The following is a 24,209-nucleotide window of genomic DNA, read 5'->3' as shown; positions in this document are numbered from 1 at the left end:
CCCCTATCTCCATAGATAAGTGAGTAATTATGGGGATTTTTGGGAAGCATTTTAACAGAGCCTGAAGTTACTATGAATGGTTTGTGAAAAAATACGGCAGAGAGGATCAGATCGCGATGGCGGCATGGGCGGCGGACTGCGCCGGGCGGGTGCTCCCGCATTTTGAGCGGGCGTACCCGGAGGACGACCGGCCGCGCAACGCTATTGAGGCGTGCCGGCGGTGGGTCATTACGGGTGTGTTTCAGATGGCCGAGATACGCGGCGCCTCTCTTGCCGCCCATGCCGCCGCCCGCGAGGCGAAGGAGAATGACGCGGCCTGTTTTGCCGCTCGTGCCGCGGGCCAGGCGGTGGCGACTGCGCATGTCCCGCAGCACGCCTATGGTGCGGCGTACTATGCCCTCAAGGCTATAGTGGCGGCCGGGGGCGATGCTGCCGGGGAACGCGAGTGGCAGGCGGAGCGTCTCCCCGAGCGGTTGCGGGAGGAGATGATGGGGAGGATCGTTGTGCAGGGGGTCTCGGTCAAATTGAGGAAGGGGGAGGGGTTTTGATCGTTCACTCTCGAAGGCGCGTTTCGATCCAATTATTCAAGACCTCTAATTGTTCCGGGGTATGAAACCAGTGTTCCCCGTTTTTCATAATCGTTAGATTGCAATGAAAACGCTGCACGAAGTTTTCTACAACAGTACGATCGGTAAGTTCGTCATGCTCGCCATACAATATTGCTGTTGGAACCTTCCATTTTGTAATAGGGTGATTTCGAGCATAGAGAAGATATTCCCATGAAAGAGTTTGTCCGGAGGCAGTGGGGATACTACGTTCACGCTCAAGCTCTGTTTCCGATACGTTTGCCCGGAGCATCATATCGGAAATAAGTTGGTTCATATCGAGAATCGGGGAAACAAAAAGGCTTTTTTCCAGTGGTTCGTTTTCAAAACTCAACATGCTGAACCATGCGCCGATGCTGTTAGCGAACAGAGAAATGTGTGTCCACCGGCCTTTGATATATTCCATAACAGACAGCAGTTCCGGCACGACGTGCCACGGGTCAAATGAATTTGTATCTTTTTTGCGTTCTCCGTGTTCGGGCAGGTCGATACTCAAAACCTGCCACCCATAATGACAGCCGATATGAGCGAACGTTTCCGCTTCTTCTTTACGCCCGGCCTGTCCGTGTATGTATAGATATACTTTATTTGAGCCCGAACCCCAGAGAATTGCCGGAATCCCATGAATTTGAAAGCATGTCTTTTCCATAACTCCTAATTGTGTTTGCCATCTGGATTAGTCTTCATGCCGATTCGATTCTCGTTAAGAATGGAAGGTCTCGATGGAGCGAAACCTGCCTCTTCGAGGAGTTCCATGGCTCATACCGCGCCTCGTTCCGGAGTGATCATCGCAAGCCTTTTCATCTTTCTGCATCTGTCCGGGTTCAACCGATCTCCCGCAGGTCCTTTCGGATCTGCCGCCGCATGTACCATTCCGCGAGCGTGCCCAGGGCATGGTAGACCGGATTGACCGGCACATCCACAAAGTAGCGCCGTCCCTTCCGGAGCCACCCCTGCCCGGTCCAGTAGGCGTGATCCGCAGGAGAGCGTTCCCCCAGTTCGTCAAAAGTGGCCCTCATCATATGGAATGCCATCACGTCGAAGAGTCCGGGTTTTGAGCGCGTCCCCCTCTGGAGTGCGGCGAGAAAGGCCGTCGCCGCCGCCTGCAACTTCTCTTCGTTCTCCCGCACCCTGTAGGCGGGGAGCGGGCCCATGTTGGCGTGGGAGACGATCCCGGCCCGGGCAACAACCTCGAAGCCCCAGATGCGGGCCACGGTGTCGAGGTACTCCAGCACCTCCTTGTTTCCCATCACGCCGGCGCTGGTGAGGAGGAGTGCCTTCTGCCGGAAAAAGCGGGGGCGGTGGAAGATATAGGAATGGCGGTCGATGAAAACCTTCATCAATCCTGAGACCTGGAGACCGTAGACCGGGGTGGCGAAGACGACCCCGTCGGCGTCGTGCATCTTCTCTTCCAGGAGGGCGGCGTCGTCCTTGATCGGACAGTGTTCCTCCCCCCGCTCGAAGCAGGTGTAGCACCCGCGGCACTGCTCCAGGTCGGCGTCCCGCAGCATGACGTACTCCCAGTCCACGGGTGCGTTCTCCTGGAGGATCTCGCGGATCCGCTCGGCTGCGTGGTAGGTATTTGCCCTGCGGGGGCTGCCCATGATGACCAGGACCTTTAGGGGCCGATCTTCCATGTCACAGTAGAAGCATATCCCCCATACATAGGTTTTCTTCCCCGGCACCGGCGAGCGTGTGCGGCTACAGGGGAAAATAGGGGCGGAGAATAGGGAGGTTCGCCAGCAGTTCCGCCCCTGTCAACCCTGCATCGTTCTCGATATCGACGCAAGCCAGGCATGGTGCCCGTCGGCCCGGATGCTGTTCTCAAAGACCGCCGGCCTGATGTAATTGATGACCCACCCGTCCCGGAAGGTACCCCGTATCTCATCTTGCGTGATCCTCCTCGGCAGAGGGTATTCGCCGGGGTTCTGCTCGTTGAAGCATAGCAGGAAGTATCTCCCGCCGGGTGCGAGGACGGCCGCGAGGCTCTCCGCGAGGGCCGGCCGATCTTCATCGGAGAGGGTGTGGAAGAGCCCCGAATCGATGACGGTATCGAACGTTCTGTTGAGGACGGAGAGTTCCAGTGCATTTCCGACGAGAAACTGCGCCTGGAGTCCTCTTTTTGCAGCCTTCTCCCGGGCCTTTCGGATCGCCAGGGAGGCGGTGTCGATCCCGAGCACCTCGTGCCCCTCGCCTGCAAAAAAGAGGACGTGATCCCCCGTTCCACATCCGATGTCCAGGACGGAACCCGTGATCTCTCCTGCCCGGGCCAGTTCGACGAACTCCTTCTGGGGGCGGCCGATGTCCCAGGGTGGCGTGCTCCGGTAGACCGAGTCGAAGATATCCATGCGGTATTATGGGTCGAGGGGTGACTTAACCGGTTCCGTGGTATTCAACGGTTCCGGCGGAAAACCGAACGGCGATCCTGTTGCATAATGGTTCCGAGCGTATGAATTCGGTTTCCCTCCTCCTGGGAGCGGGTCATCAGGTCCGCCGCAACGTATGCATCGCCACAGGTGGGCGTCATGGGGAGGAGACCGGCGCTTCGCCCCGCTGATCTCTTCGTTTATAGACCCGGATGAGATGCCTCGAACCGGCCGGGAGCATCAGGCTATGACCGAGAATTAAAATCCTGGCCTTTCTATTGCATCCCGATATTTCGATCCGCTTGCGTCTCAGGGCGCTCCGCCGCGCCTCACGCTGACGGCAACGACGATGGCCCCGATGATGAGAGCAACCGCTCCAACCGCCGCCCAGGTTAGGGATGGGCCGACGACCTCTTCGCAGTTCGCGATGCATAATATCGGACGCATCCGAAGAATTCCCGTGCCCTGCAGAAACCACAACAGGCCGAGAAAACCTATAAAAGCGCCGAGAAGTGCTCCAACAACTCCTTTCGCATTCATGCTCGATCAAACGCCGTTCTTCGATGCGGGTAAAATAACTTCCGCTTTGCAGGGTCGTGACGCCGCCCGACATCCATTACCGGTTATGAGTGTGACCGGGATAACACCGGGCGGTTGCACCTTTTGTCAAACAACCTTCATCTCCACCGAAATCCCATCTAGGTACCAATAAAGGACCCCTCTGTCCATCGGGTCACGGGAGAGCGGTATGCATCACCACAAAAACATCATCCTCATCGGGATGCCCGGTGCGGGGAAGAGCACTGTGGGCGTCATCCTTGCAAAGTCCCTCGGTATGCGGTTCATCGATACCGATATCCTGATCCAGGAGCGGACCGGGAGGATGCTGCAGGCGATCCTCGACGAGGACGGGCCTGATGCGTTCGGGCGGATCGAGGAGGAGACGGTCCTCTCCCTCCACGCGGAGCATGCGGTGATCGCGACGGGCGGGAGCGTGGTCTGCAGCGAGGCTGCGATGGCGCACCTGAAAGCCGGAGGGATGGTCGTGTACCTGGAGATCTCGTACGACGAGATGGAACGGAGGCTCAAGAACATTACGACCCGGGGGATCGTCCTCCTCCCTGGCCAGAGCCTCCGCGGGATGTACGACGAGCGGGTTCCGCTCTATGAGCGGTATGCCGATCTCACCGTCGCCTCTTCGGGTGAGGGTCTGGAGTCTGTGGTCGGGAACGTGCTCGAAGTGGTGTGACGGGGTATCTCATACATAGATGTTCTTTTCCCGGTGCGCGGGAGCATACCGCCGGTGGAGTGGGGGGGTAGGAGCCGGATCGATCTCGACCCGCCTGATGATTGCACGTTTGCACCTCGTTTGCACCGGAGTTGCACTGGAAAAGTGCAAACTACAAAAGCGGAGGAACGAGGTTGGAATGAATATTCTATAGAGAGGAGAGAGAATTCTCTCTCTCATAATAGTATATTGCACAGAAATTGGGACGCACACGCCACCCCTGATGATCCCGCGGCTGTGGGTGCGTGTGTGTGCGATCTGCATTTGAGTGCACATCCGGGGATGATTGGGGAGAAAGGGGTTTGATTTCAAATCAAAGTCTTATTGCGTGTCCGTTTAGTTGCACCCGGCAAGTGCAAAGGGGTGCAACCCGGTGCAAAAGTACAAACCTGGCCGGTGTCCCTCTCCAGCGTGCCGGACCACAGCAGGTACGTGGGGGTGACGAGCGATCTCGGGCGCTGCACTGTCTGCGACAAGGGCCGGGCGGCTGGTGGGGGAGCCCGGTTAAACAACATTTTCTCCTTTGAAATTCAGCGCCTCCACCGTACCCTCTGATATCCTGACATACCAGCCCTGATCGCTCCCGCTCCAGCACCCCGTGTTTGCCACATAGGCTCCGCAGTCCATCTTTTTGCAGCCAGGGACATGGGTGTGCCCGTAGATGAGACTGTCCATCGGGTGCATCCCGAGGAAGAGGTGGGCGGCGCGGGACTGCGCAAACCGCGTGATGAGATCCATCTCTGTTTCTCTCTCGGCCGGTGGCTTCTGCATCGATCTGATACGGTATTTCAGATCCTCGATGACCTCCGATACCCCCCACAGGCGGTCTGCAAGCCATCCCGATTTATCGGTCAGGAAACAAAGGCTCTCGCTCAATGTTTCGTACTGGTCGATGCTCATCAGAGACTCCATCGTGGCGTAGACGTCCATGTCGTAGCCGTGCGTGAAGAAGTACCCCTTTCCGTCGTCCTCCAGTCGCAGGGTCTTTGAGACAGGGAACGGATAGGTGGCCGGATTTCTCTTCTGCAGGCGGTGGATGTAGTAGTCGTGGTTCCCAACGACATAGTGGAGATTCTTCACCTGCAGCCCGGAGAGTTTCGCGAGAATTTTGCAGTTGGTATTTACCAGCCGTTCCACGGTGGCCTGCTCCTGAGGATCTTCTTTCTTCCTCCCCCCGCAGAAGAAGATCAGTCCGTTGCTCCGCCGCCAGAAGTCGAAGATGTCGCCGAGCAGTACCAGGTGGTCGATCTCCCCGGTATCGCACCGGTCCAGGAACTCGAGAAACCGCTCCTGTTTTCCCTCGTCCTTATGGCCCAGGTGCACGTCTGAAACCGCAACAATCACAGAACATCACCGCCGGACTGATTCCCGTTGCAGCAGATAAGTCTTCTCTTAGGGGCGGAGATATGGATCTCTGGTGCTCTGCATCCGATTTCGCCAGGACTCTCCCTGTGGAATCAGCGAATGCGAGTGATAACATTTTTAGGATAATGCTGGCGTGAACTCATCCGGGGTGATGTACATCCTACATTCCCGCAAATTCATAACGAGCCATATTCAAAATGGCTGAATTTCGACTTAAATTATAAACGGGACAAATTTCATTGATGGATATATTTGCGCTCGTTAGGTGTCAAGTACAACACATAACGATATTGGGCATTTCCAAAATACCGAAAATATATCAACTAAATTGCAATAAAACGAATATTGTGCCCCATTTTTCTCCTCATCGTTACGTGTCTCCGGGAATACAGGGTACATGGATGTTACTACCGCAGTGCTGTATGTGGTTCTGGGTGCCCTACTGGGTGCAGTCGGACAGGGGACCAGGGCAGTTGTCGGAATCAAGAAGAGATCGGATCAGGCAGCGATGAAGAACGAAGAGATGAAGGAATGGTTCGATCTGAATCGACTCCTCTTCAGTCTTGTAATCGGTGCAATCGCGGGCAGCTTCGCCGCTGTATTCCTGGTCGGAATGGAGATCGATCGTGAGTTTCTCCTGGGCCTGATTGCAGCAGGATATGCCGGAACCGATTTCATCGAAGGGATCATCGAGACGAAGCTCCCCGCCTGAAAAGCGCTCCTTCGGGTCGGGGAAACGGTGGTTCGGAGGGTGAGGATCTCTCCTGACTCTTTATCGACTCGACCGATCAGGGTTCGCCGGGCACGAGATTGTTTCTTCTCCTTATCCCGGTATGATACAGATTGATAGGCATAGGTGATCCCGGATCGCTTATCTGTTTGATAGACAATTGCAGCCACCGTGGGTTTGCTCCCCGTTATGGGTCGTATATGACACATAACGATAATAAAAAAACTTTCGCTTCGATGGAGAAGAGCGATTTGAGATTTTAAAGATGATGGGACGAGAAATTTTTGAACACGTTATGGGTTACCGGGAATGCAGGAGGAATGATTTACACCATCTGAATTGTTTTAATGGGCATTTACAGTCTCATTCCTTGTTCTTTGGCTATTGTACTCATAGTAATAAGATTGTCGCCTTTTACAAAGCGATACGAAATTATAAATTTTGATATACCTTGATAAAATATATTTAATATGCTTCATCCGTTTCTGTCCGGTCCGAACATACATCTTCTAACACTATTTCAGAGAGGCAATCGATTATGATGAGAAAGAGATCTATGGTAAATATCTTTACAGTGCTTATCCTCTGCACCTATATCATCGCCGGGGTGCAGGCCGCTGAATCATATGAATTTGTCACAAAATGGGGCTCATATGGCTCTGGCGACGCGCAGTTTATCAGGCCGGAGGGAATTGCGGTGGATCCCGGAGGCGATGTCTATGTAGCAGATCCGGGAAATAACAGGATACAAAAATTCAGCAACACCGGTGATTTTATCACAAAATGGGGTGCCCCGGGCACCGGCGCCGGTCAATTTTCGTATCCCAGGGGCGTCGCAGTGGATGGTGAAGGCTATGTCTATGTCGTGGAACAGACAAATAACCGCGTCCAGAAGTTCGATGGAGATGGCACCTACATTGCCACATGGGGTACCAAGGGTTCAGGTGAAGGCCAGTTCGAGAGTCCCGGGGGCATTGCGGTGGACAATGCCAGCAATATCTATGTGACAGATACCGTCAATCATCGTGTCCAGAAGTTTGATTCTACAGGCACCTTCGTTACACAATGGGGAAATCAGGGTGCAGGCGATGGACAGTTCAGATTTCCCATGGCTATTGCAATAGGAAAGAATGACAGTGTGTATGTTGGTGATGAGAATTATCGTATTCAGAAGTTTGATGCGAATGGCACCTTCATCACCAAATGGGGTTCGGAAGGCATGGGCAACGGCCAGTTTACCTACCCACCAAGCGGTGCTGCGGTAGACGATCAGGGCAATCTCTTCGTTGCGGAAGGGCAATATTATACGGGATCCGGCCTGCTGTACCGTGTCCAGAAATTTGATTCTAACGGTACCTTCATCACCAAATGGGGATACCGTGGCTCAGGAGATGGGGAGTTTCAGTATCCAAAGGGCGTTGCAGTGGATAGCGGCGGATATGTCTATGTGGCAGACGGCGAGGCACAGAGGGATTATCACCGCATCCAGAAGTTCTCATCGCTTCCGTTTGCCAACTTCACCGGAGAGCCAACAGAAGGGGATTTCCCTCTTAGGGTGAATTTTACTGATATATCCCGTGGGTCGCCCACTTCATGGTCATGGGACTTTGGGGATGGCAATTTTTCAGAAGAACAGCATCCATTCTCCATCTATACCGTACCCGGCGTCTACAATGTGTCACTAACTGTTGAGAACGAAATCAGCAGTAACACAACAACGAAAAATGGTTACATAACCGTCCTTGACTGGGTCAAAGCGAACTTCACCATGAACACCACCGAGGGTGCTGCCCCCCTTACCGTACAGTTTACTGACACCTCCACCGGTGGTCTTGCACCCCCCGACACATGGGAGTGGAGCCTGGCACGCTATGATGATCCCGAATGGTCGTACACAACTGACGAGCAGAACCTGAACTACACTTTCATGATACCTGATTGGTATATTGTGTCATTATGGGTCGGTCGTGATAATCTGAGTGATATATATGTATATAGTGGTCAGATTATCGTAACCCAGCCACCACCTGTCACCAATTTTATCGGGTATCCCACCGTTGGTTCTGCTCCGCTGACCGTCCGGTTCAACGACACCTCGGCCGGGAATGCTACACAATGGTTCTGGGACTTTGGAGATGGGAACACCTCAACACTTCAGCATCCGACAAAGACCTATGAGATACCCGGTTTATACACCATATCACTCAATGCAACCAATGATGGTGGAAGTAACAGTTCCACAAAGGAATCCTATATTAACGTCACCAATTTCCCGGTAATCCCTGTTTCTGACTTTATCGGAACACCCACCTCCGGCAGAAAACCTCTTGCCGTTCAGTTCACCGATCTCTCGACGGGAGGGCCGACAGAGTGGTTCTGGGAGTTTGGTGACGGAACAACGTCAACTGAACGGACCCCTCAGAAGACGTACACAACAGTGGGGACCTACACTGTTTCGCTTAATGCAACAAATGTCGATGGGAGCAGCACGAAAATACAAGAGAGTTATATATCGGTTACTGACACCCCGACACCACCGGTTGCCAACTTCACGGGAACGCCTGCCAATGGAACAGCCCCGCTTACGGTGCAGTTCAATGACACCTCAACCGGAGTGCCGACAGAGTGGTTCTGGGAGTTTGGCGACGGAACCAATTCAACCAGCCAGAACCCACAGAAGACCTACACTACTTTGGGCACCTACACCGTCTCACTCAGCGCAACAAATGCCGACGGCAGCAGCACGAAAACACGAGAGAATTACATAACGGTCACTGATGACCCCGTATCACCGGTCGCCAACTTCACCGGAACACCCACCACCGGAAGGGCCCCGCTGACCGTGCAGTATACTGATCTCTCGACGGGAGAGCCGACAGAATGGTTCTGGCAGTTTGGTGACGGAACCAATTCAATCGAGCAGAACCCGCTGAAGACCTACACAACTTTGGGCACCTACACCGTTTCTCTCAACGCAACAAATGCCGACGGCAGCAGCACGAAAACACGGGAGAATTACATAACGGTCACTGATGACCCGGTACCACCGGTCGCCAACTTCACCGGGACACCCACCAATGGAACAGCACCCCTAACCGTGCAGTTTACCGATCTCTCAACCGGGGGGCCTGCACAATGGCTCTGGGACTTTGGTGACGGAACCAATTCAACCGACCAGAACCCACAGAAGACCTACACAACCGCGGGCACCTACACTGTCTCACTCAACGCAACAAATGCCGACGGCAGCAGCACGAAAACACGGGAGAATTACATAACGGTCACTGATGAACCGGCGTCACCAGGTGCCAACTTCTCCGGGACACCCAAAATTGGAATTGCCCCCCTTACCGTGCAGTTCACTGATCTCTCGACAAGAGAGCCGACACAGTGGTTCTGGGAGTTTGGTGACGGAACCAATTCAACCGACCAGAACCCAAAGAAGACCTACACAACTATTGGAACCTACACCGTCTCACTCAATGCAACGAATGCACAGGGGAGCAGTACCGTCACAAAGGTAAATTACATAAACGCCACCGATGTTCCGACACCGGCAAACTTCAGGTTCATCTCAGAGTGGGGATCCAGGGGCACAGCTGACGGAGAGTTCACGTATCCTGACGGTATCGTCAGGGACACTGCCGGTAACATATATGTGGTGGATTATGGGAATGACCGCATCCAGAAGTTCAATAGAACTGGTTCATTCATCACCAAATGGGGCTCTTCCGGATATTCAGAAGATGGGGAGTTCAACATGCCGCATGGTATTGCAGTGGATTCCGACAGCAATGTCTATGTGACAGATACCTGGAATAGCCGCATTCAGAAGTTTGACAGCACTGGCACTTTCATCGCCAAATGGGGATCCTACGGCACCGGTGACGGGCAGTTTGACTTTCCACAGGGCATCACCATTGATGCAGACGGCTCCATCTATGTAGCAGATAATGCCAACCAGCGGATCCAGAAGTTTGATTCAAACGGTACTTTCATCACCAAATGGGGTTCCGGTGGTACCGGTGACGGAGAGTTTGACCGCCCACATGGCATTGTAGTGGATGCAGACGGCAACGTCTTCGTGTCTGATGCGGGGAATAACAACATCCAAAAATTCACCAGCACCGGCACGTTCATTACGAAATGGGGAACTGCAGGCTCAGGCGACGGACAGTTCAACGTACCAAGGGGTATTGCGGTGGATTCGAGGGGAAATGTCTTTGTGGCAGATTCCCTGAACCATCGCATACAGATATTTGATACCAACGGAACCTTCCTGACAGAATTTGGTTCGTATGGTACAGGCGAAGGGGAGTTTAACGAGCCGTGGGATACCCTGGTGGATAATGCCGGCAACGTCTATGTAACAGATGCACGGAATCATCGCATCCAGATATTTGAACCCATTCCCGAAGGAATGCCGTTCACCAGCTTCACTGCTCTGCCAACCGCTGGTACAGCCCCGCTGACAGTCACATTCACCGATGAATCAACCGGAGAACCAACGGAATGGCAATGGACTTTCGGGGACGGTACAATCTCACATGAACAGAACCCAAAAAAGACCTATATGATACCGGGCTTTTATACTGTCTCATTAACAGCAACGAATGCAGTAGGAAGCGACACCAATACAAAGAATGACTACATAACCGTGAGTCCTCTGGCAGAAGACTACGAATTCGTCATGAAATGGGGATCGTATGGCGATGGGCGGCTCCTTGGCCCAATGGGCATCGGGGTGGACGCCGCAGGTAATGTCTGCGTGGCAGACTCCAATAATCTCCGGATCCAGAAATTTGACCGTAACGGTACCTTTAGCACCAAATGGGGATCTCCGGGCTCCGGCGACGGGGAGTTTGGATGCGACTATGATTCTTATTCCGAGAATGGACCGCATGGCGTTGTGATGGATGCTGCCGGCAACGTCTATGTGGCAGACCTCTATAATAATCGGATCCAGAAGTTTGATGCAAACGGCACCTTCATCACGAAATGGGGATCGTATGGCTCCGGCGACGGGGAGTTTTCCGATCCGCGTGGTATCACCGTGGACAGTGCCGGCTACCTCTATGTATCAGATTACTGGAATAACCGTATCCAGAAGTTCGATAGTTCCGGCACTTTCATCACAAAATTTGTATTCTCTCAGGGCTCTGGCGATGGGCAATTCGGGCTGGGACCAGATAGCGTCGCAGTAGACCGTGCCGGCAATCTCTATGTGACAGACCCCATTAACTCACGGATCCAGAAGTTCGACAACTCCGGCACCTTCATTGCCGCCTGGGGATCGTATGGCGCGGGAATCGGACAATTCCGTTCTCCGACAGGCATCGCAGTGGATGCAGACAGCAACGTCTACGTGGCTGATTCACTTAACAACCGCATCCAGAAATTTAGCAGCACCGGCACATTCCTCACCTCATGGGGCCTACGGGGCACCGGGGACGGAGAGTTTGAAGAGCCGCGTGGTATCGTGGTTGATGCAGAAAGCCACGTCTATGTAACCGATCACTATAATAACCGCATCCAGAAGTTCGACAGCTCCGGCACCTTCATCACCACATGGGGCTCTGAGCCGCCCGGTGACAGCGAGTTCTCATACCCGAAGGGTGTCGCGGTTGATGATGCCGGCAATGTCTATGTAGCAGATACGAACAATCACCGCATCCAGAAGTTCGATGCCAATGGCACCTTTATCACAACATGGGGACATGAGGAATCACCATCTTTACCTGGTGAGCTCCCCGTGATCGAAGCGAATGGAAATTTCTCCTTCCCGAAAGGAGTCGCTATCGATGGTGAAGGTTTTGTCTATGTGGCAGACTCAGGCAATAACCGTATCCAGAAGTTCGATGCCAACGGCACCTTCATCACGAAATGGGGGGGATGGCCGGTTGGCTATGGTGACGGGCAGTTCAGTGGTCTCCGTGGCATCGCAGTGGATGAGGACGGATTCATCTATGTGGCAGATGCTGAAGAGTATGTCATTGCCCGTATCCAGAAGTTCGATTCTAACGGCACCTTCATCACGAAATGGGGATCGTATGGCACCGGCGCCGGGGAGTTCATGGATCCACAGGGTGTCGCGACAGATCCTTTCGGCAATGTTTATGTTACAGACGGCTATGGTGGACGGATTCAGAAATTCGACATCTCCGGCACCTTCATTGCCACATGGGTGTCAGATGACAAGGGAGTCGGGCAACTCCTTTCTCCTTCCTGTATCGCAACGGACGATGCCGGAAATGTCTATGTGACATCCTTTGATCTCTATACGGCATCCTCTGATATCCGGAAGTTTACCGGCAATGGTATTTTCATCACCACATGGGGGGTCTCAGGTTCCGGTGATGGTGAGTTTTCAGGGCTGCTCGGTGTTGCAGTCAATGGTGACGGCCTTGTCTATGCGGCGGATGAATACAATAACAGGATACAGGTGTTCAGATCGTACACCCCCGCCACCCCACCTGTTGCCGCTTTTATTGCTAATGTGACAAGCGGTTCCGCTCCCCTCGCAGTGCAGTTCACCGACACGTCTACAGGAAATCCGGCGTCATGGGTATGGAACTTCGGTGACGGGAACACATCAACCGTTCAGAACCCATCGCATATCTACACGATGGAAGGCACTTTCAATGTGAGCCTGAATGTATCCAATGCAGGCGGTTCGGACACCATAACAAAGGTACATCTGATAACCATTTCCGCACCTGTACCAGAGGCACGGTTTGATCTGAACCGTAACTTTGCCGCATCAACTGAGAACGATACATTTGTCCCGGGGGCCTATCCTTCCTTCCAGACATACAGACTGCATGCCGAGAATCTGGATGAAAAAGTATACCTCGGAAATCTGACGTATGTTGCAGGAGTTGCAAATATCACCTCCGTTGAGTATGATGATTATGCAACATGGAACTCAACCTATGCAGAGTGGAATTTCCCGTCGGAATATGTAATCGGGCCACAGAGTGCGTTTGATACACGGGCAGACACCTCATTTGCAGAGTTTAGATCATTCACCCATACATTGACACGAAACTGCAGTCAGGTAACATTTACAGCACCCGGAATTCAGGAGACAAATATCACGTTAGTATTGGATGACCTTGATTTTGAGTCAGTATTTGTCGGGTTTGCATCAGCAAAAGACCACAATATGACAACTGAAATTATCAACTCGTCTTTTATGACAAATGCACCTCTTTCAACGCCTCTTCTGACAGACGGTAGTTATCACCTGAAACTTGACAAATCTGCTCTTGTAATCGGAACAGAGTATTACTTCAGGTTTGATACAACCATCATTCCCAATGGAACCGCGGTGATGCACAAACCGATAGCATATGTCTGGGAAGGTCAGAACAATGGCAGTGCGGATCTGGGAGTCACGAATAAGGCAGAAATACCTGCATCTATGCTGCCGGCGGATGCATCTGAGTTTTCGGTTCAGACGAATACGTCATGCAACTGGGGTGTTGTATGGCAGGATAACCTTCTCTCAATTCTGAAAGGGATGTCAATCAGAGTAACCCTCCCTGCTGCGGCAAACTTTACTGCTGAACCTCTCCAGGGATATACCCCGCTTACGGTGCAGTTCACTGACACATCCACCGGCAATGTCACCTCATGGTTCTGGAACTTCGGTGATGGCGCAAACTCGACCGAACAAAACCCGGTTCATGTCTACACTGCACCCGGCAGCTATTCGGTTGCGCTCTCGATTAACGGGGGTGAAGATACCTTTACCGATCCCGGTTACATCAGGGTCACTTCAGGGGTTCTTCTCGGTGATGCCAATAATGATGGTGAGGTAAATCAGGCTGATACCCTGCGTGTGCTCAAAGAGGTTGTAGGGCTGCTTGATCCGCCTGAAAAGAATACCGATGATTTTGAGCGTACTGATGTCCACTGGAACGGCGCTGTCGAAGTTGGTGATGCGATGTTCATCGCCCAGTATAATGTGGGACTGCGGGACGCGTGGTTTAGGGTGATTGAATAATTTTTCCCGACAGGCAGAGAAAGGACTCGATTTCCCCGATTATTTTTTCTTGCATGGCATATTCAGGATCGGCAGGCAATCCAAATTTTTTGTATCGTTTCATGGTCTTATGTCTGTTCTTCCGGAATTAAAATGCCTAAATTGCACCAAATATTTTAACCCTCTCTTCCTCCTTCTTACATTGCGGTCTGTCTCCGAACCTGGTACATCGATTCTATCGCTACCCTGTTACAGCATAGATGGCACAGATGGTACACATATGCACTCTGAGAAACGAGGGAAAATTCAAGACATTCTCTGATCTGTATGAGGACCACAGGGAGGAGTTTATAATGTGGTTGGAGCGCCGCGTGTATTCTTGGGTTGTTCCTCCAGTATTATGTCATGTCTCATCTTTTGGGGAGCCTGAATCTCTTCTCCTGCTAAGATCTTAATTCACTTCATACTCTGTGGTCTTAGTGTTTCACTCTGAAAACTCATTTTTTGAAGTAATTGCTGCCCCTATATCAAATAGGAAGGATTATCGAGAGTCATAAGGATGATCACACAGTGAAATGCCATGTATTACGCCCATTCTACAGATGACCCGGATAAGAATAACTGGCAGATCCTGAAAGTCCATCTGCAAAACGTAGCGAATATTGCCTCCGGATTCGCCGGTGAATTCAACGCAGAGCGCTTTGGATATGCCGGGGGGTTGCTGCATGATATTGGGAAATATTCACCTGAATTTCAGAGGCGTCTTGATGGCGCCAATATCAGGGTTGATCATTCTACTGCAGGGGCAAAAGAGTCTGAAACATTCTATGGTAGTTTTCAAAGCCATATCCTTGAATATATCATAACCGGACACCACGGTGGCCTTCTCGATTATGGGAGTGCAGAGTCCGGACTCCAGGAGCGTCTATCTAAACCTTATTTGCCGGACTACTCGGCATACAAAAATGAAATTTCAATCCCGGATCTGAAGAATGTACGTCCCTGTCTTACACCAATCAATAAACGAATGGGTTTTGCGATTTCGTTTTACATCCGCATGCTCTTTTCATGTCTCGTTGATGCGGATTTTCTCGATACGGAAGGATTTATGTCCCCTGATAAATCCTCTCTCAGAGGGCAATATGAGGCATTCGATACGCTTTCCAGGAAGTTCGATGACCACATGAACGCCATACTTTCAACTGCTGAAGATAACTTGATCAATAGATGTCGAAGAGAAATCTATGAACAATGCAGAGAGAAGGCCGAATTGCCGCCGCAGATGTTCTCCCTGACCGTTCCGACTGGAGGAGGAAAAACCCTCTCTTCAATGGCATTTGCTCTCGACCATCTGAAAAAACACGATCTGAACAGAATTTTCTATGTCATACCATATACGAGCATCATCGAACAGAATGCCGATGTATTCCGAAAAATCTTTGGAAATCACAACGTACTCGAACACCACAGCAACTATGATCCTAAGAACGAAAACTCTGAAAACACTGATCTTGTTGCGGATAAACTGAAACTATCCTCTGAGAATTGGGACATTCCGATTGTCGTCACAACAAATGTTCAGTTTTTTGAATCTCTTTTTTCCAACCGCGTATCCAGATGTCGGAAGTTGCACAACCTCGCCAAGAGTGTGATTATCCTCGATGAAGCCCAGATGTTACCCACGGGCTTTTTGAAACCGTGCCTTGCCGCACTCTCCGAACTGGTGGTCAATTACGGATCAACGGTTGTTATTTGCACGGCAACTCAGCCGAATCTCAATGGACTTCTGGATGAGCGTGTCAGACCCGTTGAGATTATGCGCTCCCCACAGGAACTGTACAAAGTATTCAGGCGCGTTCATGTTACTGATCTCGGCGCTATCGATGATGCTGATCTTTCAGCCAGATTAATGGCGCACAAACAGGTTTTGTGCATCGTAAACACCCGAAAACACGCACAAAAACTGTTCGAATTGATCTCTGAATCCGGGAACTGCTATCATCTGAGTGCGCGAATGTGTCCGGTCCACCGGAGAAAGCAGTTGAAAGAGATCAAAGATCTTCTAAGAAAAGGGGCTGAGTGCCGTGTTGTTTCCACCCAGCTGATCGAGGCTGGCGTCGACATCGACTTTCCTGCTGTGTACCGGGCGATATCTGGGATTGATTCTGTCTGTCAGGCTGCAGGAAGATGCAACCGTGAAGGAAAACTGCATTCCGGAGAAGTGTATGTCTTCCGGTCCACTGAAGCTTATGGCCGGCCGACACGCTGGCAGAGTCGTGTTGCTGAAATCGGCGGTATGATCTTTGATGAATGCGATGATCCCCTGTCGCTGCCTGCTGTGGAGCGGTATTTCGAGAAATTGTATTTTTATGAGGCTGATGGACTCGATGATAAGGGCATTCTGCCTTGTTTTGAAGAGAGACTGAATGAAATTGCATTTCCCTTTGAGGCTGTGGCCGGCGCGTTCAACCTCATTGAGAATAATACGCGGGATATCATTATCCCGTACGATGACAGGGCCAGATCCATTATCGAAGATATTCAGCGCACGGGATTTCCGGGGCGATATGTTCGAAGTTTGCAGGGGTATACAGTGAGCATTTATCTCGAAGAGTTCAGGGAACTGGAAAAAGCCAATGCGATCACCTCTATCGGTGATAGATTTTTTGTATTGAGGGGTGGAGAAGATTTCTATTCTGAAAATATTGGTCTTTTAAACCGAAAATATAATCTTGATGAAAATTCATTGTTCATTATTTAAGGAGGTGATTGCAATCGGATTTGGAATTAAATTGAAAGTATGGGGAGATTATGCCTGCTTCACGCGACCGGAGATGAAAGTTGAGCGCGTCAGCTATGATGTCATAACCCCCTCAGCAGCCCGAGGAATTCTTGAAGCGATTTACTGGAAGCCTGCGATTTCCTGGAAGATTGACAAAATCCACGTCCTGAACCCGATCAGGTTCGACAATATCCGCAGGAATGAGAGACCGGGAAAAATATCTGCGGCTAATGTGAAAAAAGCGTTCAAGGGGGAGGATGTCGCCCTTTATCAGGATTCTACAGAGGATACGGTTCAAAGAGCCTCACTTGTCCTCCGTGATGTCTGCTATGTTATTGAGGCGCATTTTGAGATGACAGATCGAGCAGGGCCCGATGACACCGTCGAAAAGCATTACAATATCGCACTTCGGCGGATGCGGAAAGGTCAGTGCTTCCATCATCCATATTTCGGCTGTCGTGAATTTCCGACCCAGTTTGAATTCATTGAAGGGGAAGTTCCTGTGTCCTGCTATCGCGGTGAAAAAGGAGGAGAGCGGGATCTCGGGTTCATGCTGTATGACATCGATTTTTCCGACGAGACGAAAGCCATCTTTTTCCGCGCCAGTATGGTGGACGGAGTTATTGATGTTCAGAAGTGCCTGTGTTACGGAGGCGTTTCATGATCATCCAGTCCCTCTGTCGTCATTATGATATTTTGGGGAGGGATGAGAATGTTGACATTCCACGGTTGGGGTACAGCAGTGCGAAGGTTTCATTTGCACTTGTCATATCCCCCGATGGCGTTCTTTCAAATATTGTCGATCTCAGGAGCGACGAAAAGAAGCCAAAACCCAAAAATATGGATGTTCCTATCCAGAAATCTCGTTCAAGCGGGGTTGTTCCGTATTTTGTCTGTGACAATGCAAAGTACGTTTTTGGCGTTGAAAAGATGAAAAGAGGTGATTTTGAGAAGAAATTCAGCTCTTCTTCACCTGAGAACGATCCTGCCGAGTATACGATACTTGAAGAGAACGACAAAGACGTAACTCTGGTTCATAGACGCTCAAGGGAGTGCTTTGAGGAGTTCAGAGCCCGTCAGCACGAGATACTGGACGGGCTGGACGATCCTGGCGCCCGTGGATTCCTTACGTTTCTAGATGGCTGGAAGCCGGAAGAGTTCCTTGAAAATTCAAAGACCAGACAGTATAAGGATGATCTTCTCGCCGGTGGCAATTGTGTTTTTGAATGCAACGGGGATTTTTTACACCGGAAAGGTGCGGTAAGAAACGCCTGGGAAAACTACTCTCAGAATGAGTCTGGCGATGTATTTGTCGCCCAGTGTCTGGTGACCGGAGAGGTGGGGCCCATATCTCAGGTACATAATAAAATACAGGGTGTTGTCGGGGCTCAGTCGGCAGGGGCTTCTCTTGTCAGCTTCAACAATGAGGCTTTCTGTTCGTATGGGAAGAGCCAAAGTTTGAACTCTCCCATCAGCGAATCGTCGATGTTTAAGTACACGACTGCCCTGAAATATCTTCTTGCAGGCCAGAGTAACAGAATCCGAATCGCTGATACGACAGTGGTGTTCTGGGCTGAAACCGGGGATAAATCCTGTGAAGATCTTGTGAGGTTCTTCTTCGACCCTCAGGAGGCAGAGAAGATTGAAGATCAGAATGCCGAGGGCTCTCGGGTACGGGACACGGCGACGATCAAACAGATCGGAGATATTCTCACCAAGGTCCGCTCCGGTACGAAAATACATCAAGAGGACATCGGGACGGACCCGGAGACGAATTTCTATATCCTTGGCCTGTCTCCGAACAATGCCCGGCTTGCCGTCCGTTTCTGGTATGTCGATACCGTTGAGGATCTTATAGCGAAGGTGGCACGTCACCACCTGGACATGGAGATCGTCCGGGACGATTCGGGTCCGCGATACTTCTCGGTCTACCGCCTGTTGAATGAAACCGTGCCTCAGAGTTCTGACAGAAAAGTGGTTTCACCGCTTCTCGGCGGCCTGCTTATGCGATCGATCCTGACCGGCACCGCCTATCCGATGCCGTTGTACAGCGCGATCCTGAGCCGCGTGAAGGTCGAGGGATCAATCAATGTTGTCAGAGCCGGGCTTATCAAAGCATATCTGCTCAGATTGAGCAGATCAGGATTAACGAATCTCAAAATGGATGTGATTACCGTGAGTCTAAACGAAGACAGTTCAAACGTGCCGTATCGCCTTGGAAGGTTGTTTGCCGTTCTTGAGAAGGTACAGAGTGATACGAACAGAGAGATGAAGAGCACCATTAACAGCAAGTACTTCAGCAGCGCTTCTTCAACGCCCGCCGTTGTATTTCCTGTTCTGTTAAAGCTTGCACAACACCACATCGCCAAGTCTGACTGGGGGTTCAAGTCCAGTCAGTCGATTGAAGAGATCCTGGCCGGGGTGGATGAGTTTCCGGCATACCTGAATCTTGAAGATCAGGGCATGTTCATGCTTGGCTACTATCATCAGCGGAAGGCGTTTTACAAGAAGAAAGAGACCGTTTCAAGTGAGGAGGCGTAATTATGAGTGAAATTATCAAGAATAGATACGAATTTGTGCTGCTGTTCGACGTTGAAAACGGAAACCCTAACGGGGATCCCGATATGGGCAATATGCCCAGGGTGGATCCGCAGACCGGCTACGGCATCGTCACCGATGTCTGCCTCAAAAGAAAGATCAGGGATTACGTTGACCTTGTGAAAAGTGGGGAGGCAGGTTATGACATCTATGTCAAGTCCGGTGTCGTGCTCAATGATCAGAACAAGAAAGCCTATGATTATCTCGGGATCAAACCGGATTCGAAGAAACCGAAAGACGACGAACTGACAAAATTCATGTGTCAGAACTTCTTTGATATTCGGGCCTTCGGTGCCGTGATGACCACGGAGGTTAACTGTGGCCAGGTCAGAGGCCCTGTGCAGTTTTGTTTTGCCCGCAGCGCGGATCCGATCTTTCAGCAGGAAGTAACCGTCACCCGTTGTGCCGTTACAAACGAGAGAGACGCTGAAAAGGGCCAGACGATGGGCAAAAAACAGATTGTGCCCTATGGCCTGTATCGTGCCGAAGGTTACATTTCAGCGCACCTGGCAAAAAAGACCACCGGATTTAATGAGGACGATCTGAACCTGCTCTGGGACAGCCTGATCAATATGTTTGAGCACGACCATTCGGCGGCACGGGGTAAAATGTCTGCACGGAAACTGATTGTTTTCAAGCATGAAAGCGAACTCGGCAACTGCCAGTCTCATATCCTGTTCGACAAGGTGAAGGTGGAACATCTCTCCCGCGATCTGCCACCCCGTTCTTTCGCAGATTATAACGTCACGATCGCTGACGACATCCCGAAGGGCGTCGAGTTGATCGAAAAGTTATGATGGAAAAGAAATATGCCGAAGACGAGTTGCTCTCGTTGTCTGGCATACAACATTTTCGTTTTTGCAAGCGCCAATGGGCTCTTATCCATATTGAGCGCCAGTGGGAGGAGAACCTTCGGACGACAGAAGGCCACTTTCTCCATGAGCGCGTGGATGACCCGTTCCTGAGAGAAAGCAGGGGCGACGTTGTGATATCAAGGGCTTTTCCGTTGGTTTCGTATCATCTCGGCCTCTACGGTGTGGCAGATGTTGTTGAGTACACTCGTTCTGAACATGGTGTTTCTCTTCCAGGCTATGAGGGTCTATGGAAAATGCAACCTGTAGAGTACAAAAGGGGAAAGCCAAAGATTGACGAGCGCGATGAGGTGCAACTCTGTGCGCAGGCAATGTGCCTGGAAGAGATGTTCGATGTACGCATAACTACTGCTGACTTCTATTATAACGAGATTCGGAGAAGGGTCCACCTTAAGATCACGGAAGAACTGAGAACACTCGTGATCTCCCTGGCCGACGAGATGCACGACCTCTTTAAGAAGGGAACCACTCCGCCGGCTGAAAAATCCCAGAATTGCAAATTCTGCTCTCTTGTCGATGTCTGTGTTCCCAAACTGACGAAAAAATCGGTTTCAGTCCGTAAATATGTCGACAAACATTTGAAGGATGCATGTGCCGGCGATCTCTAAGATAATCTTGTTTTTTAGAAGGATTTATATTTACAAAGTTGTATTTTTAGTTTAAGGACTCTCCATCCATGAGAAAATTACTGAACACATTATATGTCACGACTCCCGAATCATATCTTCTCCGGGAGGGAGAGAATGTTGTCATTAAAATCAATAATACTGAAAAATTTCGCATTCCGATACATAATCTTGAAGGTATAGTCTGCTTTGGATATATGGGGGCCAGTCCTCAATTGATGCGACTATGCACCGACAATAATGTCGGTCTCTCTTTTTTGACGCCGCATGGAAAATTTCTGGCACGCGTTCATGGGCGGGTCCGGGGCAATGTTCTGCTGCGGCGGACTCAATATCGAAAAGCAGATGACGCAGAAGAATCCCTGGAGATCGCCAGGTGCTTCATCATAGGAAAAATCGTCAACTGCAGGACGGTTCTCGGTCGAAGTCTGCGTGACCACGGAGATGCAATCGATCACGATAAAATTCGTTTCATCGATTCTTTGCTGATTGAAAATCTTCAGAGTATTGATTCCTGTTATAATTCAGATTCTCTTCGTGGAATTGAAGGAAATTGCGCAAAATTCTACTTTGGCGCACTGGATGAACTGATTCTCAAGCAAAAGGATGATTTTTTCCTGTCTCAGAGGAATCGGAGGCCTCCACTTGACAACATGAATGCTCTCCTGTCTTTTCTGTACACGCTGCTCGCCCATGATGTTGAATCTGCCTTAGAAACGGTTGGAGTCGATCCATATGTTGGGTTTTTTCACACAGACCGTCCAGGAAGGCCGAGTCTTGCACTTGATTTGATGGAGGAACTCCGCCCATTCATGGCCGATCGCCTTGCATTGAATATGGTCAATCTCAGGCAGGTCTGTAGAAAAGATTTCCTCAAGAAGGAAAATGGCGGCGTGATCCTGACTGACGATGGAAGAAAAGAGGTGCTTTCGGCCTGGCAAAAGAGAAAGCAGGACGAAATTACTCACCCCTATTTAAATGAGAAGATATCTGTCGGATTAATTCCTTACGTGCAGGCGATGTTGCTGGCGCGCTATTTGCGTGGGGATATTGATGGGTATCCCCCATTTTTTATGAATTGAGGTGATCGGAGTGATGGTACTGGTAACGTACGATGTGAGCACAGAATCAGAAGGCGGGAAGAGCAGACTGAGAAGAGTGGCAAAAGAGTGCGTGAATTATGGACAGAGAGTCCAGAACTCCGTATTTGAGTGCCTCGTGGATCCGGCTCAGTTCGCACAGCTTAAACATTCTTTATGTGAGATCATAGATGAGGATAAAGATAGTCTGAGGTTTTATTACCTGGGTAAGAACTGGAAAAACCGGGTGGAGCACTTCGGTACCAAAAAAGGCTACGATCCAGAAGGTTTATTAGTGCTATGATCTCTGCGAACCTATAGTGATCATTGTTTTATTAATGGGTTCGCAGAGAGAATCGATTGATAATAGTTATTTTTTGTGGTTGGAGTTTCTCTTCGGGTCTTAGAATATAACCCTCAGAAAAATGGATATATAACAGGGAAATTTGATCCACACAACACAGTGTTTTTCAAATAATGTTATATGGGCCGCAATGGCCGAAATTAATATTTAGTGCCCGGCGTGTAAATGATATTAGTCCATATCGGTGCCGATCTTCTTTCGTATGATCATAACGCGATCTGGATTCATTTGCGGTCACACCCCGTGCGGGTGTGTGGATTGAAATCTACCTGTCCGGAGGTCTGAAAACCCGCCCATTGTCACACCCCGTGCGGGTGTGTGGATTGAAATAGATACCAACACCAATGCGGACGCGTACGTCTCTAGTCACACCCCGTGCGGGTGTGTGGATTGAAATCACGGGTAATAGGTGTAATCGCCGGCGGTCACAGTCACACCCCGTGCGGGTGTGTGGATTGAAATTTGGTCTGGAGTTTGGCCTCCACATCGGAAAACGCGTCACACCCCGTGCGGGTGTGTGGATTGAAATACCAACGAGGGTTATAATTTGGATAGACTCTGTTGTCACACCCCGTGCGGGTGTGTGGATTGAAATCTGAAAAAAACCGAACCCGTAAACGTCGCCCTGGGTCACACCCCGTGCGGGTGTGTGGATTGAAATGACATCGGGAAGGGGGAGGAGATCCTCACCCTCCGTCACACCCCGTGCGGGTGTGTGGATTGAAATCCCTGCCAACCGTTTTCTGTCGCCGGGAAGTTACTGTCACACCCCGTGCGGGTGTGTGGATTGAAATTCTATTTTACATGAAGTCGGCCAGGCTCAGCCCGTCACACCCCGTGCGGGTGTGTGGATTGAAATAGGCTGTAATACCTTGATGGGGTGGCCGTCCTTGTGTCACACCCCGTGCGGGTGTGTGGATTGAAATATGAGGATAGGATAGAGGTTGATGGGCTCCGCTGTCACACCCCGTGCGGGTGTGTGGATTGAAATAGACAGCCAGAGATCCCCGAACGGATCAGCGCACGTCACACCCCGTGCGGGTGTGTGGATTGAAATCCTGGGTGGAGGCGACGAAGCCGACCCCGAGAGAGCGTCACACCCCGTGCGGGTGTGTGGATTGAAATTCTGCTCGGCCCGATACGCAGCCTTTTTCTCAAAGTCACACCCCGTGCGGGTGTGTGGATTGAAATACCCTCTCCAACACTATTGGCGGCACCTGTCAGGTGGTCACACCCCGTGCGGGTGTGTGGATTGAAATTCGATGCTGGCGATGTCGATCGGCGAGGACTGGGGTCACACCCCGTGCGGGTGTGTGGATTGAAATGCTGCCATCGATCGGTGGGCGCGGGAGAAGCAGCTGTCACACCCCGTGCGGGTGTGTGGATTGAAATACGCCGGCGGCGTCTCGCTCACGGGCCTGAACCGGTCACACCCCGTGCGGGTGTGTGGATTGAAATAGCCTCCTATACTGAGGTGGCAGGGCAGATGGTGTCACACCCCGTGCGGGTGTGTGGATTGAAATCACAGGAGCCACACGCCGATCCCG

Annotated in this window: 16 protein-coding genes and 1 CRISPR repeat array (1 of these 17 cut by a window edge); of the genes, 11 read left to right on the top strand and 5 right to left on the bottom strand. The window is 51.0% G+C overall.

Annotated features, from left to right (window positions below; translation table 11 throughout):
• Positions 1–83: 83 nt before the first annotated feature.
• A complete protein-coding gene (locus METLI_RS12110) occupies positions 84–548 on the top strand; it encodes a putative immunity protein (RefSeq protein WP_004040754.1) in 465 nt (154 codons plus the stop codon).
• Between the two features lie 4 nt (positions 549–552).
• Here the strand turns inward: METLI_RS12110 and METLI_RS12105 are convergent, their stop codons facing one another.
• The 4 genes from METLI_RS12105 to METLI_RS13485 all read right to left on the bottom strand — a co-directional run bounded on the left by METLI_RS12105 (position 553) and on the right by METLI_RS13485 (position 3,418).
• On the bottom strand, positions 553–1,254 hold the full coding sequence (locus METLI_RS12105) for an alpha/beta hydrolase (RefSeq protein WP_004040753.1): 702 nt from the start codon (positions 1,252–1,254) through the stop codon (positions 553–555).
• Positions 1,255–1,429: 175 nt separating this feature from the next.
• Positions 1,430–2,242, bottom strand: a complete 813-nt coding sequence (locus tag METLI_RS12100) for a flavodoxin family protein (protein ID WP_004040752.1) — start codon at positions 2,240–2,242, stop codon at positions 1,430–1,432.
• A 120-nt stretch (positions 2,243–2,362) separates the two neighbouring features.
• Complete coding sequence (locus METLI_RS12095; RefSeq protein WP_004040751.1) at positions 2,363–2,953, bottom strand: class I SAM-dependent methyltransferase; 591 nt, start codon at positions 2,951–2,953, stop codon at positions 2,363–2,365.
• Positions 2,954–3,280: 327 nt separating this feature from the next.
• On the bottom strand, positions 3,281–3,418 hold the full coding sequence (locus METLI_RS13485; RefSeq protein ID WP_217178683.1) for a hypothetical protein: 138 nt from the start codon (positions 3,416–3,418) through the stop codon (positions 3,281–3,283).
• A gap of 301 nt (positions 3,419–3,719) precedes the next feature.
• Here METLI_RS13485 and METLI_RS12085 point away from each other — a divergent pair, with 301 nt between their 5' ends.
• Positions 3,720–4,220 (top strand): shikimate kinase, encoded by a 501-nt coding sequence (locus tag METLI_RS12085; protein ID WP_004040750.1) that lies wholly within the window; start codon positions 3,720–3,722, stop codon positions 4,218–4,220.
• A 543-nt stretch (positions 4,221–4,763) separates the two neighbouring features.
• Here METLI_RS12085 and METLI_RS12080 read toward each other — a convergent pair.
• Positions 4,764–5,603, bottom strand: coding sequence for a UDP-2,3-diacylglucosamine diphosphatase (locus METLI_RS12080; protein ID WP_004040749.1), 840 nt, complete (start codon positions 5,601–5,603; stop codon positions 4,764–4,766).
• Positions 5,604–6,021: 418 nt separating this feature from the next.
• Between METLI_RS12080 and METLI_RS13285 the strand changes: the two genes are divergently transcribed.
• From METLI_RS13285 to cas2, 9 genes are all read left to right on the top strand, one after another.
• A complete protein-coding gene (locus tag METLI_RS13285) occupies positions 6,022–6,336 on the top strand; it encodes a hypothetical protein (protein WP_004040748.1) in 315 nt (104 codons plus the stop codon).
• A gap of 574 nt (positions 6,337–6,910) precedes the next feature.
• Complete coding sequence (locus METLI_RS13560; RefSeq protein ID WP_048103871.1) at positions 6,911–14,362, top strand: PKD domain-containing protein; 7,452 nt, start codon at positions 6,911–6,913, stop codon at positions 14,360–14,362.
• 559 nt (positions 14,363–14,921) lie between these two features.
• A complete protein-coding gene (locus METLI_RS12065; protein WP_004040746.1) occupies positions 14,922–17,102 on the top strand; it encodes a CRISPR-associated helicase/endonuclease Cas3 in 2,181 nt (726 codons plus the stop codon).
• A 4-nt stretch (positions 17,103–17,106) separates the two neighbouring features.
• Entirely contained in the window at positions 17,107–17,787 is a 681-nt protein-coding gene (cas5c, locus tag METLI_RS12060) for a type I-C CRISPR-associated protein Cas5c (protein WP_245529369.1), read from the top strand.
• Positions 17,784–19,664 carry a type I-C CRISPR-associated protein Cas8c/Csd1 gene (gene cas8c / locus METLI_RS12055; RefSeq protein ID WP_004040744.1) on the top strand — a complete coding sequence of 627 codons (1,881 nt, stop codon included), beginning with the start codon at positions 17,784–17,786 and terminating at the stop codon, positions 19,662–19,664. Before cas5c ends, cas8c begins: the two co-directional genes overlap by 4 nt.
• Positions 19,665–19,666: 2 nt before the next feature.
• Positions 19,667–20,518 carry a type I-C CRISPR-associated protein Cas7/Csd2 gene (cas7c, locus tag METLI_RS12050; RefSeq protein WP_004040743.1) on the top strand — a complete coding sequence of 284 codons (852 nt, stop codon included), beginning with the start codon at positions 19,667–19,669 and terminating at the stop codon, positions 20,516–20,518.
• On the top strand, positions 20,515–21,201 hold the full coding sequence (gene cas4 / locus METLI_RS12045) for a CRISPR-associated protein Cas4 (protein WP_004040742.1): 687 nt from the start codon (positions 20,515–20,517) through the stop codon (positions 21,199–21,201). The genes cas7c and cas4 overlap by 4 nt, the downstream gene beginning before the upstream one ends.
• A gap of 68 nt (positions 21,202–21,269) precedes the next feature.
• Positions 21,270–22,301, top strand: coding sequence for a type I-C CRISPR-associated endonuclease Cas1c (cas1c, locus tag METLI_RS12040; protein ID WP_004040741.1), 1,032 nt, complete (start codon positions 21,270–21,272; stop codon positions 22,299–22,301).
• A 13-nt stretch (positions 22,302–22,314) separates the two neighbouring features.
• Positions 22,315–22,602 (top strand): CRISPR-associated endonuclease Cas2, encoded by a 288-nt coding sequence (gene cas2, locus METLI_RS12035; protein ID WP_004040740.1) that lies wholly within the window; start codon positions 22,315–22,317, stop codon positions 22,600–22,602.
• Positions 22,603–22,895: 293 nt separating this feature from the next.
• Positions 22,896–24,209: direct repeats of the CRISPR family, unit length 32 nt; unit sequence GTCACACCCCGTGCGGGTGTGTGGATTGAAAT; it runs 3,613 nt beyond the window's last position.

The organism is Methanofollis liminatans DSM 4140 (genome assembly GCF_000275865.1).
In the GTDB taxonomy this organism is placed as follows: Archaea; Halobacteriota; Methanomicrobia; order Methanomicrobiales; family Methanofollaceae; genus Methanofollis; species Methanofollis liminatans.
The sequence above is the reverse complement of the archived record's forward strand: the minus strand, read 5'-3'. Positions and strand labels throughout refer to the sequence as shown.

Coding starts and splice junctions, on each gene's coding strand:
- METLI_RS12105 (WP_004040753.1), bottom strand. CDS start 1,254: ATGGAAAAGACATGCTTTCAAATTCATGGGATTCCGGCAATTCTCTGG.
- METLI_RS12100 (WP_004040752.1), bottom strand. CDS start 2,242: ATGGAAGATCGGCCCCTAAAGGTCCTGGTCATCATGGGCAGCCCCCGC.
- METLI_RS12095 (WP_004040751.1), bottom strand. CDS start 2,953: ATGGATATCTTCGACTCGGTCTACCGGAGCACGCCACCCTGGGACATC.
- METLI_RS13485 (WP_217178683.1), bottom strand. CDS start 3,418: ATGCGTCCGATATTATGCATCGCGAACTGCGAAGAGGTCGTCGGCCCA.
- METLI_RS12085 (WP_004040750.1), top strand. CDS start 3,720: ATGCATCACCACAAAAACATCATCCTCATCGGGATGCCCGGTGCGGGG.
- METLI_RS13285 (WP_004040748.1), top strand. CDS start 6,022: ATGGATGTTACTACCGCAGTGCTGTATGTGGTTCTGGGTGCCCTACTG.
- METLI_RS13560 (WP_048103871.1), top strand. CDS start 6,911: ATGGTAAATATCTTTACAGTGCTTATCCTCTGCACCTATATCATCGCC.
- METLI_RS12065 (WP_004040746.1), top strand. CDS start 14,922: ATGTATTACGCCCATTCTACAGATGACCCGGATAAGAATAACTGGCAG.
- cas8c (WP_004040744.1), top strand. CDS start 17,784: ATGATCATCCAGTCCCTCTGTCGTCATTATGATATTTTGGGGAGGGAT.
- cas7c (WP_004040743.1), top strand. CDS start 19,667: ATGAGTGAAATTATCAAGAATAGATACGAATTTGTGCTGCTGTTCGAC.
- cas4 (WP_004040742.1), top strand. CDS start 20,515: ATGATGGAAAAGAAATATGCCGAAGACGAGTTGCTCTCGTTGTCTGGC.
- cas1c (WP_004040741.1), top strand. CDS start 21,270: ATGAGAAAATTACTGAACACATTATATGTCACGACTCCCGAATCATAT.
- cas2 (WP_004040740.1), top strand. CDS start 22,315: ATGGTACTGGTAACGTACGATGTGAGCACAGAATCAGAAGGCGGGAAG.